The organism is Streptomyces sp. NPDC090445 (genome assembly GCF_044769385.1).
Taxonomy (GTDB): domain Bacteria; phylum Actinomycetota; class Actinomycetes; order Streptomycetales; family Streptomycetaceae; genus Streptomyces.
The window spans coordinates 40,906-56,157 of sequence record NZ_JBIVXV010000001.1; the positions used below are offsets into that span (position 1 = coordinate 40,906).

Sequence of the window (15,252 nt, forward strand, 5' to 3'; positions counted from 1 at the left end):
ATTACTATGTTACAGCTCACACCGCGGCGCGTTAATCCCCGTCAAACGCCGTGTGACGCAGGCCGGTTCGCCTTTTTTCACACCACGCACCCCTTGCGCGCCATGTCCCCCACCTCCCCTCCCCACAGGAGTCCTTGGTGTCCCAGCACAGAGTTGTGCGTACGTCCCTCCTCTCCGCCGCCGTGGCGGTCACCCTCCTCGCGACGGCCGGCCAGGCCGTCACGCAGGCCGCGGAGCCGGCCGCCGCCCCCGCCAAGGCGCCGGCCGCCGCCCCGGCCGCCTTCACCGGCGGGGCGCCCGGAGCGAACCCGTTCGACGAGGTCGACCGCCTGGCCTCGCCGAAGGAGGCCGTCCCCGCGCCCGACCGCGCCCCCGGCGCCGACCGGCCCGCCGAAGCCGCAGCGGGAGGCGGAGCCGGAGCCGGAGCCGGCACCGCCGCCGGCGGCCGGATCCCCGGCGCGGCCACGGCCGCCGCTGCGCCCGCCGAGCGCACCGAGAAGAACCGCAAGGCGGCCGCAGCCCAGGCCGCCCCCACCGGCCGGACCCTCGCGGCCGGCGTGCCCTGCACCCTCGACGGGATCACGGGCCTTTCCCCCGAGCAGTTCGCCGACTTCCTCGGCGACCAGGCCGTCCTGGCCGACGGCTGTCTGCGGGGGCTGATCTGGACCTGGGACGCCCGCCTGGCCCCGGTCATGTCCGATGCGCACGTCCAGGCCGTGTCGCGGCGGATATCCTCGCTGGCCGCCGCCCACGACGGCCGCAACTCCTCCCACCTGGAGGAGATGTTCACGTACCTGCACGCGGTCGCCTACCACGACCACTCCCGCTCCGAGATCGACGTCACCGACGCCCCGACCGTGGACGCCATGCGCCGGGCCGTCGCCGACTTCGGGGCCGCGGCCCGCACCTTCGACGTCACCGCGTCCAACGCCCGCACCCTGCGCGAGGCCCTCTACGCCGGCAGCGCCCCCGGCCTGCGCCAGCACCAGCTCGGTATCGTCAAGCAGGTCCTGGCCACCATGGACCCGTCCCACCCCGCCACCCACAAGGACGCGGCCTGGGCGGGCGCCGCCCTGGCGGCCCTCTCCGTGAACTACCTCGGCGTCTACCCGGGCAACCAGGACGCCGCCTTCCACGCGGCGGTCGCGGCGGACCCCGCGTACCGCGCCGTCTTCAAGGCCTTCGCCTCGTACGGCCACCTCAAGGACACCGGCAACTCCTGGGTGGCGCGCGACGCCCTCGGCGAGTACGGCCGCTTCGGCCAGGTCCCCGCCCTGAAGGAGCAGGTCGTCGCGGACCTCGGGGCCCTGCTCGCGACGGCCCGGTCCACGTTCGGCGACGGCAGCGAGCAGTGGGCGAAGGTCGTCTCCTGGCTCAACTTCTACGAGGCGTGCAAGCCGTACGGGGTGTGCAAGGAGGACATCGAGAAGCAGCTCTTCCCGAACACCTTCACCTACGACAACGGCGCCATCAAGGTCCGCACCGCCCTCGACCGGGCCACCGTCGACCAGCTCTACTACGCCAGCAAGCAGGTCAAGACGCAGTACCACCGCGTCCTCGGCACCGACCAGCCGCTCGCCGGCGACCCCAACAGCACGCTGAACATCGTGCTGTACGCCTCCCGCGCCGACTACGTGAACTACCACCCCATCCTGACCGGGTACAGCACCAACAACGGCGGCATCTACATCGAGAACGGCGCCACCTTCTACACGTACCAGCGGCGCGTCCCGCAGGACTCCTCCCTCACCCTCGAAGAGCTCTTCCGCCACGAGTACACGCACTACCTCAACGGCCGCTTCGCCGTCCCCGGCTTCTTCGGCGAGGGCCCCTGGTACGAGGGCGACCGCACGACCGCGATGGACGAGGGCACCGCCGAGTTCTTCGACGGCGCCACCCGCGACAACGGCATCGCCGTCCGCAAGTCCCTCGTCAAGAGCATCATCAGTGACACGGCGGGCGGCGGCCCCCGCATGTCGGTCGAGCAGCTGCTCAACGCCACGTACGACGGCGACGGCTTCCGCTTCTACAGTTACGCCGGCACGTTCTTCGAGTTCCTGTGGACCGAGAAGCCCTCGCTGCTGCGCGAGATGTACACGCACCTGCGCAACAACGACGTCGCCAAGTACGACGCCTGGCGGAACCGGATGGGCGGGGACACCTACCTCCAGCGCGACTACGACCGCTTCCTGGACGCGCAGATCGCCAAGGTGGACGAGCTGTTCGTGCCGAACACCACCTACACGCCCAACGAGCGGCTGCGCGACTCGGCGCTCGCGAACGTGAAGTCGGCCTTCTCGGCGGCCACGTACAACACGCCGGACTGCGTGGAGAACGGGGACCCGGGCAAGCGCCGGTTCACCTGCACCGGGCGGATCACCGCGAACCTGAAGAACTGGCGCAGCGACGACCAGAACTTCAAGGACATGTCGGAGACGGTCGACTACTTCATCCTCGACCGGGCGGGCGCGGCCTCCAACAACCTCGCCGACATGAACTGCTCCTTCGGCCCGGTGGAGATCTGGGACAACCGCAAGGCCGGCACGTCGAGCTACAGCTGCGAGGGCCCGCTCCGCAGCTGACCCGGCACCGGCGGCCGGTCCCGTTTCCGACACGGTCGGGCGGGGGGCGGGACCGGCCGCCGGACACCCGTGACCCGGGCCCCTCCGGGGTCTGGGCACCCCATAAAGAATGTGACATATTACTGCCGTGCCCAAGAGAAACCCTCTGGACGTCGTGATCATCGGCGCCGGCGTCGTCGGAGCCGCCTGCGCCTACTACGCGGCCCGCTCCGGACTGCGCGTCGCCGTCGTCGACCGCGGCCCCGTCGCCGGCGGCACGACCGGCGCCGGCGAAGGCAACCTGCTCGTCTCCGACAAGGAGGCCGGCCCGGAACTCGACCTCGCCCTGCTCTCGGCGCGCCTGTGGCGCGAACTCGCCGCAGCGCTCCCGCAGGAGGTCGAGTACGAGCCCAAGGGCGGCCTCGTCGTCGCCCCCGACGAGGCCACGCTGGAGGCCCTGCGCGCCTTCGCCAAGGGCCAGCGCGCCGCAGGGGTCGACGTGGTCGAAGCCGCCCCCGACGACCTCCCGCAACTGGAGCCCCATCTGGCCCCCGGCCAGGCGGGCGGCTTCCACTACCCGCAGGACGCCCAGGTCCAGCCCGCCCAGGCCGCGGCCCGGCTCCTCGCGGCCTCGGGGGCCGAAGTCCACCTCGGCGAGGAGGTCACCGCGATCCTGCGCACCCCCGGCGGCGCCGTCCGCGGAGTCCGCACGCGATCCCGCGAACTGGCCGCTCCCGCCGTGGTCAACGCCGCCGGCACCTGGGGCGGCCGCATCGCCGAACTCGCCGGCGTCACCCTGCCGGTGCTCCCGCGCCGCGGCTTCGTCCTGGTCACCGAGCCGCTGCCGCGGGTGGTCCGGCACAAGGTCTACGCCGCCGACTACATCGCCGACGTCGCCAGCGGCTCCGCGGCCCTGCAGTCCTCGGCCGTCGTCGAGGGCACCCCGGCGGGCCCGGTCCTGATCGGCGCGACCCGGGAGCGGGTCGGCTTCGACCGCTCCCTGTCGACCGAGGCCCTGCGCCGCCTCGCCGCCCAGGCGGCCGCGCTCTTCCCGGTCCTGGCCGACGTGCGGATCCTGCGCACCTACCACGGCTTCCGGCCCTACCTCCCGGACCACCTCCCGGCCATCGGCCCGGACCCGCGGGTCCCCGGCCTGCTGCACGCCTGCGGCCACGAGGGCGCGGGCATCGGCCTGGCCCCGGCCACGGGCACCCTGATCACCGCAGCCCTAACAGCCACCCACCCCCCTCTGAACCCCACCCCGTTCCACCCCGACCGCTTCCCACCGGGGTGAATCCGGCCCACCCGGCGCGCGGGCCGGGTAAATCCAGCCCGTCCGGCGTTTGAGGACCTGGGGGTCCGGGGGCGGAGCCCCCGGGATACGGAGAAAGGGCGGGGCGTGGGGGTCCCCCCGGACGGAGTCTGGGGGAGAGACGGCTCCGCGCAGCGGCCCACATCACCACCCCGACGCAAGGCCCCCGGCACCCCCCACCGGCCGTCCGCGCGACACCGAACGCCCCACCCCGAGGGAGAACCGACGATGAGCCACCCCACCCACACCCCGCGGCCCCCGAACCCGGACCGGAGGTCCCCCCGCGGACTGGTCGGCGGCTCCCCCCAGGCCACGTACGTGCTCCGCTTCGACGGCCGCGACCTCACCGCCCAGGCGGGCCAGAGCATCGCCGCCGTCCTGTGGGCCGCCGGCATCCTCGCCTGGCGGACGACGCGCCACGGCGGCGCCCCCCGCGGGGCGTTCTGCGGCATCGGCAGCTGCTACGACTGCCTGGTCACCGTCAACGGCCGCCCGAACCAGCGCGCCTGCCTCGTCCCCGCCCGCCCCGGGGACGTCGTCACCACCCAGGAAGGGACCGGCCGTGCCGACCTCGCCGTCTGACAGCCCGGTCGACCTCGCCGTCGTCGGCGCCGGCCCGGCCGACCTCGCGATCGTCGGCGCCGGCCCGGCCGGCCTCGCCGCGGCGGTCGCCGCTGCCGGCTTCGGTCTGCGCGTCACCCTCCTGGACGCGGGGGAGCGGACCGGCGGCCAGTTCTACCGCCATCCCGCGCCCGCCCTCGGCGCCGCCCGTCCGGAGGCCCTCCACCACGGCTGGGCCGCGTTCGCCGCGCGCGATGCCGCTCTGCGGGCCCACGCGGCGGCCGGCCGCATCACGTACCTGCCCGCCCACCACGTCTGGACGGTGGTCCCGCAGGACAAAACACCCACTCCCACCTGGATCCTGCACGCCGTGGCCGGCCCCGACGAACTCCCCGCCACGGTCCGCGCTCGCGCGGTCCTCCTGGCCACGGGGGCGTACGAGCGCCAGCTCCCGTTCCCCGGCTGGACCCTGCCCGGGGTCGTCGGGGCCGGCGGGGCCCAGGCCATGCTGAAGTCCGGGCTGGTCCTGCCCGGCCGGCGGGTCGTCGTCGCGGGGAGCGGCCCGCTGCTGCTCGCGGTGGCCGGCTCGCTCGCCGCCGCCGGGGCCCGGGTCCCGGCCGTGGTGGAGGCCGCCGCCTACACCGCGTACGCCCCGCACCTCCCGGCCCTGCTGCGCAACCCCGGCAAGCTCGCCGAGGGCGCCATGTACGGCAGCGCCCTGCTGCACCGGCACATCCGGCTGCTCACCCGGCACGCCGTGACGGAGGCCCACGGCACCGGCCGGGTGGAGGCGGTCACCGTGGCCCGCCTGGACCGGGACTGGCGGCCGCTGCCCGGCACGGCCCGCCGGATCCCCTGTGACGCGGTGGCGGTGGGCCACGGGCTCGTGCCCCAGCTGGAGCTGGCCACGGGCCTCGGCTGTGCCACGCGCGGCGCGGCCGACGGCACGGCCGCCCTGCAACTCGACGCGCTGCAGCGCACCTCCGTGCCCGGCGTCTGGTCCGCCGGCGAGACCGGCGGGGTCGGCGGCGCCCAACTGGCCCTGGTCGAGGGGGAGATCGCCGCCCGTGCGATCGCCGGCCGGCCGGTCCCGGCCGCGCTGGCCCGCCGTCGTGCCCGGCTGCGGGCCTTCGCCGACGCGATGGGCGGGGCCCACCGTCCGGGGGCCGGCTGGACCGGCTGGTTGCGCGACGACACCGATGTCTGCCGGTGCGAGGAGGTGCCGGCCGGCCGGATCCGGGAGGCGGTCGCCGACCTCGGCGCCCGGGACGCCCGTACCGCCAAGCTGCTCACGCGCGCCGGGATGGGCTGGTGCCAGGGCCGGATGTGCGGTCCGGCGGTCGCGGCCCTGGCCGCCGATGGCAAGCCGGAGCCGGACCGGCGCCCCCTGTCCTGCCCGGTGCCGCTGCGCCACCTCGCCGAACTTCCGCCTGCCGACCGCTGAACCGCAGCCGCCCCGTGCCCGAACCGCGGGGTCCGGACCCTTGTGGCCGCATCACACCCACTAGTAAAATGTCACACACCACACTAGGGAGCTCTCACATGACCGACACCCGCACCCGCCCCTGGCACGGCATCATGGTCGCCACCGCGCTGCCGCTGCGCGAGGACCTCAGCGTCGACTTCGACGCCTACGCCGAACACGTCGCCTGGCTCATCGCCAACGGCTGCGACGGCGTGGTCCCCAACGGCTCCCTCGGCGAGTACCAGACCCTCACCGACGAGGAGCGGGCCCGCGTCGTGCGCACCGCCGTCGAGGCGGCCGGCGACGGCGCCCGCGTCATGCCCGGCGTCGCCGCCTACGGCAGCGCCGAGGCCCGCCGCTGGGCCGACCAGGCAGCCGAGGCCGGCGCCGGCTCCGTCCTCCTCCTGCCGCCCAATGCCTTCCGGGCCGACGAGGAGGCCGTACGCGCCCACTACGCCGAGGCCGCCCGGGCGGGCCTGCCGGTGGTCGCGTACAACAACCCCATCGACACCAAGGTCGACCTGACCCCGGCCCTCCTGGCCCGGCTGCACGCGGACGGCAGCATCGTCGCCGTCAAGGAGTTCAGCGGCGACGTCCGCCGCGCCTACGAGATCGCCGAACTCGCCCCGGGCCTGGACCTGCTCATCGGCGCCGACGACGTCCTGCTCGAACTCGCCCTCGCCGGCGCCGTCGGCTGGATCGCCGGCTACCCCAACGCCCTGCCGCGCTCCTGCGCCACCCTGTACCGGGCCGCCGCCGCCGGCGACCTGGCCACCGCCCTGCCGCTGTACAAGTCCCTGCACTCGCTGCTGCGCTGGGACTCCAAGACCGAGTTCGTCCAGGCCATCAAGCTCTCCATGGACCTGGCCGGACGCCCCGGCGGCCCCACCCGCCCGCCCCGCCTCCCGCTCGCCGGCGAGACCGAGGCGGCCGTCCGCGCCGCCACCGAGAAGGCCCTCGCCGAGGGACTCAACTAGCCGACCGGGGGGACCCCATGCGCACGCGCCACATCTACCACGCGGTGGACTCGCACACCGAGGGCATGCCGACCCGGGTCATCACCGGGGGCGTCGGGGTGATCCCCGGCGCCACCATGGCCGAGAAGCGGCTCCACTTCATCGAGCACCTGGACCACGTCCGCACCCTGCTCATGTACGAGCCGCGCGGGCACTCCGCGATGAGCGGCGCGATCCTGCAGCCCCCCACCCGCCCCGACGCCGACTTCGGCGTGCTGTACATCGAGGTGTCGGGCCTGCTGCCCATGTGCGGGCACGGCACCATCGGGGTCGCCACCGTCCTCGTCGAGACGGGCATGGTGCCGGCCGTCGAACCGGTCACCACCGTCCGCCTCGACACCCCGGCGGGGCTCGTCAGCGTCGACGTCCGCGTCGAGGACGGGGCGGCCACCGCCGTCACCCTCACCAACGTCCCCTCCTTCTGCGTCGGACTCGACCTCAAGGCGGAGGTCCCCGGCCACGGCACCGTCACCTACGACCTCGCCTACGGCGGCAACTTCTACGCCTTCGTCGAACTCGACGCCCTCGGGCTGCCCTTCGACCGGGCCCGCAAGGACGACCTGCTCGCCGCCGGGCTCGCCGTCATGGACGCCGTCAACGCCTCCGCCGACCGGCCCGTCCACCCCGAGAACCCGTCCATCGCCGGGGTCAAGCACGTCTACCTCGCCGCCCCCGGCTCCGACGCCCGCCGCTCCCGGCATGCCATGGCCATCCACCCGGGCTGGTTCGACCGCTCGCCCTGCGGTACGGGCACCAGCGCGCGCATGGCCCAGCTGCACGCCCGCGGCCTCCTCGGCCTCGACACCGACTTCGTCAACGAGTCCTTCATCGGCACCGAGTTCACCGGCCGCCTCGTCGGCCGCACCACCGTCGGCGGCCACGAGGCGGTCGTCCCCACCGTCACCGGCCGGGCCTGGATCACCGGCACCGCCCAGTACTTCCTCGACCCGACCGACCCCTTCCCCGGAGGGTTCCTCCTTTGACTCCCGCACCCCCCACACCTTCCGCCCCTTCCGCCCCTTCCGCCCCTCGCCCCCCGCTGACCGTCCGCACGGTCGACTACCACACCGCCGCGGAGCCCTTCCGGATCGTCGACACCACCGCCCCGGGATTTCCGGCCGTGCCGCCCGGGGACACCGTCGCCGAGCGCTGCGCCACCGCCATCGGACCCGGCGGCTCCGGGACGGCCCCGCGCCCGGGCGGGCTGGACGACGTACGGCGCCTGCTCGTGCAGGAACCGCGCGGGCACGCCGGGATGTACGGCGGGTTCGTCGTGCCCCCGGACGACGACGGGGCCCACTTCGGCGTGCTGTTCTGGCACAAGGACGGCTACTCCACCGCCTGCGGCCACGGCACCATGGCGCTCGGCGCCTGGGCGGTCGACAGCGGCCGGGTCCCCGCCCCCGAGCAGGGGGACGTCGAGGTGCGGATCGACGTCCCGTCCGGGCGGGTCACCGCCACCGTGCACCGGGACGGGGGCCGCACCACCGGGGTCACCTTCCGCAACGTCCCCGCCCGGGTCACCGCCCGCAAGGTGCCCGTCGCCACCACCCTCGGCCTCGCCGAGGTGGACCTCGCGCACGCCGGCGCCTGCTACGCCTCCGTCCGCGCCCGCGACCTCGGCCTGGACGTCACCCGGGCCGCCCTGCCCGACCTGGTGCGCGCCGGGCGCGAGATCCGGGCCGCCCTCGCCACCCACCCCGGGACCTGGCACCCGGGCGGGCCGCTGCTCTCCGGTGTCTACGGGGTCATCCTCCACGAGGAGCTGCCCGGCACCCCGTTCGGCCCGCACCAGCGCAACGCCACCGTCTTCGCCGACGGGCAGGTCGACCGCTCGCCCTGCGGCTCCGGCACCTCGGCGCGGCTCGCCCTGCTGGCCGAGGACGGGCGGCTCGCGCCCGGCGAGGACCTGCTCCACGAGTCGGTGGTCGGCACGGTGTTCACGGGCCGCGTGACCCCGGACGCAGGCCCGGCGGACGTCGCCGACGGCCTGGTCACGGAGGTCACCGGCACCGCTTACCGCACCGGCGAGCACACCTTCACCCTCGACCCGCACGACACCCTCGGCACCGGATTCCTGCTGTGATCCGCCAGTTCAGTGCCACCGACATGGCCGGGCTGCTCACCCCGGCCCGGGCCGCCGACGCCCTGGCCGAGACCCTGCGCCGCGGGCTGGACCCGGAGCTCTGCCCGCAGCGCAGCGCGCTGCGGGTGCCGGGCGGGGAACTGCTGCTGATGCCGGCCGCGGCGGGGGCGTACGCCGGGGTGAAGATCGCCGGGGTGGCGCCCGGCAACCCGGCGCTCGGCCTGCCCCGCATCACCGGCTCGTACCTGCTGCTGGACGGTGCCACCCTGCAGCCGGTCGCCCTCCTCGACGCGGCCGCCCTCACGGCGCTGCGCACCCCCGCGGTCTCGGTGCTGGCGCTGCGGTACCTGGCCCCGGAGGGGCGGCCGCTGCGGCTGGTGCTCTTCGGCAGCGGGCCGCAGGCGTACGGGCACCTCGAAGCGGTGTCCGCGGTACGGGACCTGGCGGGGGCGGTGGTCGTGGGCCGCGATCCGGCCGGGGCCCGGAAGCTGGCGGCGCACGCCCGGGCCCTGGGCATCCCGGCCCGGACCGGGACGGCGGCGGACGTGGCCGACGCCGACCTGGTGGTCTGCTGCACCTCGGCCCGCACCCCGCTCTTCGACGGGCGGCTGGTGGCCCCGGACGCGGTGGTGGTGGCGGTCGGCTCGCACGAGCCGGACGCCCGGGAGACGGACACGGCGCTGGTGCGGCGGTCGGCCGTGTACGTGGAGGCGCGGACGGCGGCCCTGCGCGAGGCGGGGGACCTGCTGGTGCCGGAGGCGGAGGGGGCCATCGGCGCCGGTCATATCAACGGCACCCTGGCTGACCTGGTCGCGGGCCGGATACCGCCCGGCGGGAAGCCCGGTTGTCCACAGCTCTTCAAGAGCGTGGGCATGGCCTGGGAGGATCTTGCCGTGGCGGTGGCGCTGTACGTCGCCGCCGGGGAGAACAGCGAAACGTGACATTGTACGCTGTTCCCCTGCACGTCGGTCGTGTGCGGTGCCTCGGAGGAAAAGCAATGGGTGACCTGAAGCAGCACAGTCTCATCAAGGCCCAGGAACGGCTCCGCGACCAGGTCGGCCATGCCCTCCGAGCAGCCCTGATAGCGGGCGAACTCCGCCCCGGCAGCGTCTACTCGGCCCCCGGCCTGGCCGCCGAGCTCGGCGTCTCGGCCACCCCGGTCCGCGAGGCCATGCTCGACCTGGCCCGCGAAGGCCTCGTCGAACCCGTCCGCAACAAGGGCTTCCGCATCACCGAGGTCAGCGAGCGCGACCTGGACCAGTACACCGAACTGCGCACGATGATCGAGGTCCCGACCGTCGCCAAGGTCACCCGGATCGCCACTCGGGAACAACTGGAGGAACTCCGCCCGATCGCGGAGGAGATCGTCACCAGCGCCCGCGAGCACAACCTCATCGGCTACCTGGAGGCGGACCGCCGCTTCCACCTCACCCTGCTGGGCCTCGCGGGCAACGACCGCCTCGTCGAAACGGTCGGTGACCTCCGCAAGCGCTCCCGCCTCTACGGCCTGACGGGCCTGGACGAGGCCGGCAAGCTGGTCACCTCCGCCGAGGAACACGTCGAACTCCTGGACCTGATGCTGGCGGGCGACGCGGAAGGGGCGGAGGAGTGCATGCGCCGCCACCTGGGCCACGTCCGCTCCCTCTGGGCCGAAGCCCGCGACGAACCGGTAGGCCGCCCCACCTCCACAGGCCTCGGCTCGGGCCTGTAGTCCGGTCCGGCGGCCGGGGACTACGGGCGTCGTCGCCTGAGTTCGGGGTGGTGCCGCAGGATCAGCACGTTCATGTCCGTGACGCGCGACCTGTCCCGGGCGACCTGGGCGTCGAAGCGGTCGGTGACGTGCCGCGCGCACTCGGCGCAGGAGTCCGGCGGGACGGGCCAACACGGAAACAGGTCCGCCGCCGTCATCGGACGGCTCCCGAGCGCAGTGTCCTCCGGCTTGGCGGAGTCCGACGGGCCCGCGGCAGGCGAGCGGGCGGCGGTAATGCGGCGGACACCGATCAGCAGGCCGCTGTTCTGCTCGGTGTGAGCGTTCTCGTTCATCCGTTGCTTTCCTGATCTCGATGGGCCCACTGGGGTTCCGGCGGGCGATTTTCATCCGTCCCGGGACGCCGCCCCCGGCTCGTCCGCCGCCGGTCGTAGGGAGCGCGCCGACAGCGGCGTGCCGCCGCAGCGGGGGCACTTGCACGGGGGGTAGCGGCCGGGGTCGGAGAGGATGTCGAACCGGTCCCCTTCCAGGACTCGCGTGCTCGGCAACCACGTCCGGCCCGAGTCCCGAGAGACCCGCATGCTCATCAGGACGCGGGGTTCGCCACCCAGGGCCGTCCGCTCTGTATCAGGAGTGCCCGCCAAGCCGTTCAAGGCGGTCGTCCTCGTTCGCTTCGCCATGTGCAGAAGGGTTGCGGTCAGGGCCCGGGGCCGGAAAGGTCCAGCGGATTACCCAACTTGGATAACATCACGCTCGGTTGAGACCTTGAAGCGGTCCGTAGTCCTCCCCCGGAGCGTGCCCGATGCCCGAGCCACATCGCACGAAGGAACTTCCGGCGAGTCTGCTCACCGATCCTGAGATGATCGGTGCGTGCCGCGTGCGTGACTTCGCGAAGGTCTTCCGCCTGGTCAAGGCCCGGGCGGGTATCTACCCGTCGATGATCGCGCGGCAATGCGAGCTGACGCCGAGCCGAGTGGGCGAGGTCATCGCGGGCCGGCGGCAGCTTCTCCACATGGACGTGATCGAGCGCATCGCCGACGGCTTGCGCATCCCGGGACACATGCTCGGGCTTGCCCGACGGGAGTGGGAGACGCCGGCCGCGCTTGCCGTGGCCGAGCGGGAGCCGACGGAATCCGTTCACCCACCTGCCGAGCACTGGCCGCTTGCTGCGTTACCCGGGGTGGAGGTGGACAGCATCCTCGCTCTGGCTGCCGGGACCCATCCGAGCCCGTCCACGCTCCAGGCGCTTCGGTCCTCGATCGAGGACTACTGGCGACGCGACGACGAGCACGGAGGCGAGACCCTGCGTCCCGCCGTCGTCGGCCAGCTGCGATACGTCGAGGGGCTGCTGAAGGACCAGCGGCCGACGCCGATACAGCACGGCCTGTACGGCATCGCCGCAGAACTGGCACGGCTCACCGGATGGACGCACTTCGACGCCCGCCAGTACCACCAGTCGCGGGCCTACTTCTCGGAGGCCCTGCAACTGGCCCGGGAAATCAACGATCACCCGTTCATGGCCAACGTGCTCGCCTGCATGAGCCTGCAAGCGACCTACCAGGACAAGCCGGCAGATGCCCTGGCACTGGTATCCGCCGCGCAGGACCAAGCCCGTGCCGCGAGCGGGACGACAGCGAGGGTGCGGTCCATGCTGGCAATGCGGGAAGCCTTCGCCCACGCCGCCTTGGGTGACAAGAGAGCGACGCACACGGCGATCTCCGAAGCGCACAGCCAGTTCGAGCGCATCCGACCCGGAGACCCCGACCCGGCGTGGGTGACGTATTTCGATGAGCCGAAGCTCATCGTGGACACCGGCATCGCGCATGGCCGTCTCGGGGAGGCTGCCATTGCCGAACCGCTGATCGCGGATGCGCTGGAGCGGGAGGATCGGGCGCATCAGCGGGGCCGTGCCTTCCACGCCTTCTGGCTCGCCCGTACGCAGCTCCAGCGGGGCAAGGTGGACCAGGCGTGCCACACGGCGACGGAGGCGCTGGTGCACGCCGCCGCGGTGACCTCGGAGCGGGTGGCCGGGCACCTTCGTGAGTTCTACGAGCAGCTTGCGCCGCATCGCGAGGTGCCGACCGTGGTTGCCTTCGAGGCTCGTCTACGCGAGGTGCTACCGGTTCCCGGTCAGTGGATCCCATCGTCCATGAGGACGTAGAGCAGGCCGACGAGGGTGCCACTGCTGACGATCTCGCGGCGGTCGATCATGCCGCGGATGTTCGCCAGCGGGATCCACTCGATCCGGTCCGACTCGTTCTTCTCGGTCGGCGGCCCCTCGTACGTCGCACCGTCGGCGCGGAACAGGTGGTGCTGGGAGTCCGTGATGCCGTTCGCCGGTTCTGCGTAGACGAGCGGCTTCATCGGACCCGGCCGCCAACCGGTCTCTTCGAGCACTTCGCGGGCGGCAGCCTGGCCGGGGGTCTCGCCCTCTTCCACCAAGCCCATCGGGAGCTCCCAAGCCCAAGCGTCCGTGATGAAGCGGTGGCGCCACATCATCAGAACCTCTTGGCGGTCGTTGATCACGGCGGCCACGGCCAGGTGGCGGAGCTTGACGACGTGGTGTTCCCAGCGGTGGCCGTCCGGCGTCTCGACGTCGGTGAGCCACAGGTCCACCCACTTGTTCTCGTAGATCGGACGTTCCCCGTGGATCTTCCACTGCATTGCTGCGGCCCCTCTCGATCGGCCTCCAGCATCGCAGAGTTGGGCGCGGAGTGCGGGTGAGGGGGTAGCGGCGGTGAGCCCGAAGCCCGAGACGAACCGGTGGGCCGCCCCACCTCCCCGGGCCTCGGCTTGACGCTCTGACACCTGCAGACGGGCCGGTCCCCCCGTCGGCACCGCCCGGGTGGCACTGGCGGAGCGGTCAGACGAACAGCTCCGGCACGGGGCAGGCCTCCAAGGGCCCCTCCGGCCAGTCGGCCCAGTGCCACCACACGTGCCGCTCCGGGCACTTCCAGAGCGAACGGCAGGTCCGCTTGCCGTCGTCCTTGCGCCCGCAGAGCACGTAACCTCCGAACGCCATGATGCGGCCGCACTCGGGGCAGGCCGGGCTGCTGTCCGTCATACCGCGCACGGTAGCGCGCCGGGGGAGACCCGGCATCGTCTTATGGTCAGGTCCACTCCGGTGAGGGCCAGCCGGATGCCTCAGCGTGGTCGAGGAGCGCCCGCATCACGGGCTCCGGCAGCGCCGGCGAGGCTGCCGCCTGGCCGGCGACCGAGTCGATCGGATCGGCCAGCAGCCGTACCAGGGCCGCCGGCGGAAGGCGGGGGTGGGCGGCTGCGGCGCGACGCACCTCCGGGTCCTCGTCCGCCCCGAGCCGCTCCAGGAGCTCGGCCGGCAGCTCGGAGTCCCGCAGGGCGAGGACGCGCATCCGCGCATCCGGGTCCGTGGCGAACCGCCGCAGCGTCTCGGGCGGGAAGTCGACGCAATCCGCCGGACGGCCCGCCGAACCCTTCCCGGACTTGGTCCGCACGCGGTGGCGCCGGTCGATGTCCTCCGCGACGGCCAGGTCCACATCCGGCAATCGGGTCAGCGCGAGGAAGCGTACGGATGCGTCCTCGTCCGCCAGCATCCGCGCGCGGACCTCGGGAGGGAGCGCCCCGCTGCGCGCCGCGGCCCGGCGCAACCCCACGCATGGTGAGTCGACGTGGGGGAGGGGATCGGCGACGACCCACGGGTAGGAGCCCTCGTCGACACCGATGAGGGCCAGGTGGCACAAGGTGTCCGCCACGGTCCCCGACGACCAGTCATCGCCCGCCCGTTGCGCCCCTGCGGTCAGCCACGCATGGATCTCGTCGCGCAGCTTCTCAGGCGTGTCGGCCCGTTGGAACACCGCACCGCGTACGAACGGGTCGGCGTCCCGGGCCAGCTCGTCACGCAGTGCGGCGGACAGGGCCGGGTGGGCCGCCAGCGCCTCCCGGACTTCCTCGTCCGGGTCGGCGGCCAAGTCGGCCGCCGTGTCCGGGTCCAGGTCGAGGAAGGGGACGACATGTCGGCGCGTCGCCGGGTCGGCCAGCAGTGGCCCGTGCAGGTCACCCGGCGGCCGGTGGCGGCAGGCGGCCGCCCGCACCTCTGGATCGGGGTCGGTCAGCAGCATGCGCAGGGCGTCCTCGGGCGGGGCTTCTGTCCGCTCGGCGACGGCCTTCCGCACCCGTCCGTCCTGGTCCGCGGCCATTGCCCCCGCCAACTCCGCGGACAGCGCCGGGTTCTTCGCCAGGGCGGTCCGTACGGCGGGGTCGGTGTGCGCCGCCAGGAGTGCGGTGACGGTGGGCGGCAGCGTCCTGGCCTGGGCCAGCTCCTCCGCCCTCCCGCGAGCCAGGAAGCCCTCGCACAGGGCCTCGCTCGGTCCAGGTGACTCGCGCCAGGCGATTTCGCTGGCGGTTCCCCAATCGCCGAGCAACCGCAATGCCAGGTCGTCGCCCAGGGCAGGGTTCCCGGCGAGGCCGTCGAGCACGGTCGTGAGATCTGCGATCTCCCGGAGTGGTATCGCTTCCATGCCGCGAGCCTAGGCCGCCCCGCCCAACTGCCCCGCAGTCGGGCTGA

14 protein-coding genes are annotated in these 15,252 nt (G+C 73.5%); 10 read left to right on the top strand and 4 right to left on the bottom strand.

Annotation, left to right across the window (positions count from 1 at the left end):
- Positions 1–137: 137 nt before the first annotated feature.
- From ACIQUT_RS00185 to ACIQUT_RS00225, 9 genes are all read left to right on the top strand, one after another.
- Positions 138–2,582, top strand: coding sequence for a collagenase (locus ACIQUT_RS00185; protein ID WP_403557623.1), 2,445 nt, complete (start codon positions 138–140; stop codon positions 2,580–2,582).
- Between the two features lie 127 nt (positions 2,583–2,709).
- A complete protein-coding gene (locus ACIQUT_RS00190; RefSeq protein WP_403557624.1) occupies positions 2,710–3,855 on the top strand; it encodes an NAD(P)/FAD-dependent oxidoreductase in 1,146 nt (381 codons plus the stop codon).
- A 246-nt stretch (positions 3,856–4,101) separates the two neighbouring features.
- On the top strand, positions 4,102–4,455 hold the full coding sequence (locus ACIQUT_RS00195; RefSeq protein WP_403557625.1) for a (2Fe-2S)-binding protein: 354 nt from the start codon (positions 4,102–4,104) through the stop codon (positions 4,453–4,455).
- On the top strand, positions 4,436–5,878 hold the full coding sequence (locus ACIQUT_RS00200) for an NAD(P)/FAD-dependent oxidoreductase (protein WP_403557626.1): 1,443 nt from the start codon (positions 4,436–4,438) through the stop codon (positions 5,876–5,878). The genes ACIQUT_RS00195 and ACIQUT_RS00200 overlap by 20 nt, the downstream gene beginning before the upstream one ends.
- Before the next feature lie 98 nt (positions 5,879–5,976).
- Positions 5,977–6,876: a dihydrodipicolinate synthase family protein gene (locus ACIQUT_RS00205; RefSeq protein WP_403557627.1), complete on the top strand. Its 900-nt coding sequence runs from the start codon at positions 5,977–5,979 to the stop codon at positions 6,874–6,876.
- Between the two features lie 17 nt (positions 6,877–6,893).
- Complete coding sequence (locus ACIQUT_RS00210; protein WP_403557629.1) at positions 6,894–7,898, top strand: proline racemase family protein; 1,005 nt, start codon at positions 6,894–6,896, stop codon at positions 7,896–7,898.
- A 56-nt stretch (positions 7,899–7,954) separates the two neighbouring features.
- Positions 7,955–9,001, top strand: a complete 1,047-nt coding sequence (locus ACIQUT_RS00215) for a proline racemase family protein (protein WP_403559222.1) — start codon at positions 7,955–7,957, stop codon at positions 8,999–9,001.
- A 23-nt stretch (positions 9,002–9,024) separates the two neighbouring features.
- Complete coding sequence (locus ACIQUT_RS00220) at positions 9,025–9,942, top strand: ornithine cyclodeaminase family protein (RefSeq protein WP_403559225.1); 918 nt, start codon at positions 9,025–9,027, stop codon at positions 9,940–9,942.
- Positions 9,943–9,998: 56 nt separating this feature from the next.
- Positions 9,999–10,712: a GntR family transcriptional regulator gene (locus tag ACIQUT_RS00225; protein WP_403557631.1), complete on the top strand. Its 714-nt coding sequence runs from the start codon at positions 9,999–10,001 to the stop codon at positions 10,710–10,712.
- Positions 10,713–10,732: 20 nt separating this feature from the next.
- On the opposite strand, the gene ACIQUT_RS00230 is transcribed toward ACIQUT_RS00225, so the two are convergent.
- On the bottom strand, positions 10,733–11,044 hold the full coding sequence (locus ACIQUT_RS00230; protein WP_403557633.1) for a hypothetical protein: 312 nt from the start codon (positions 11,042–11,044) through the stop codon (positions 10,733–10,735).
- Positions 11,045–11,511: 467 nt separating this feature from the next.
- On the opposite strand from ACIQUT_RS00230, the gene ACIQUT_RS00235 reads away from it, so the two are divergent.
- Positions 11,512–12,870 (top strand): hypothetical protein, encoded by a 1,359-nt coding sequence (locus ACIQUT_RS00235; RefSeq protein ID WP_403557634.1) that lies wholly within the window; start codon positions 11,512–11,514, stop codon positions 12,868–12,870.
- Here ACIQUT_RS00235 and ACIQUT_RS00240 read toward each other — a convergent pair.
- The 3 genes from ACIQUT_RS00240 to ACIQUT_RS00250 all read right to left on the bottom strand — a co-directional run bounded on the left by ACIQUT_RS00240 (position 12,840) and on the right by ACIQUT_RS00250 (position 15,205).
- The gene (locus tag ACIQUT_RS00240) at positions 12,840–13,373 is read right to left on the bottom strand and encodes an NUDIX hydrolase (RefSeq protein ID WP_403557636.1); all 534 of its coding nucleotides are present in this window, start codon (positions 13,371–13,373) and stop codon (positions 12,840–12,842) included. The genes ACIQUT_RS00235 and ACIQUT_RS00240 overlap by 31 nt on opposite strands.
- A gap of 199 nt (positions 13,374–13,572) precedes the next feature.
- A complete protein-coding gene (locus ACIQUT_RS00245; RefSeq protein WP_403557638.1) occupies positions 13,573–13,773 on the bottom strand; it encodes a dehydrogenase in 201 nt (66 codons plus the stop codon).
- A gap of 46 nt (positions 13,774–13,819) precedes the next feature.
- Complete coding sequence (locus ACIQUT_RS00250) at positions 13,820–15,205, bottom strand: hypothetical protein (RefSeq protein ID WP_403557639.1); 1,386 nt, start codon at positions 15,203–15,205, stop codon at positions 13,820–13,822.
- Positions 15,206–15,252 lie beyond the last annotated feature (47 nt).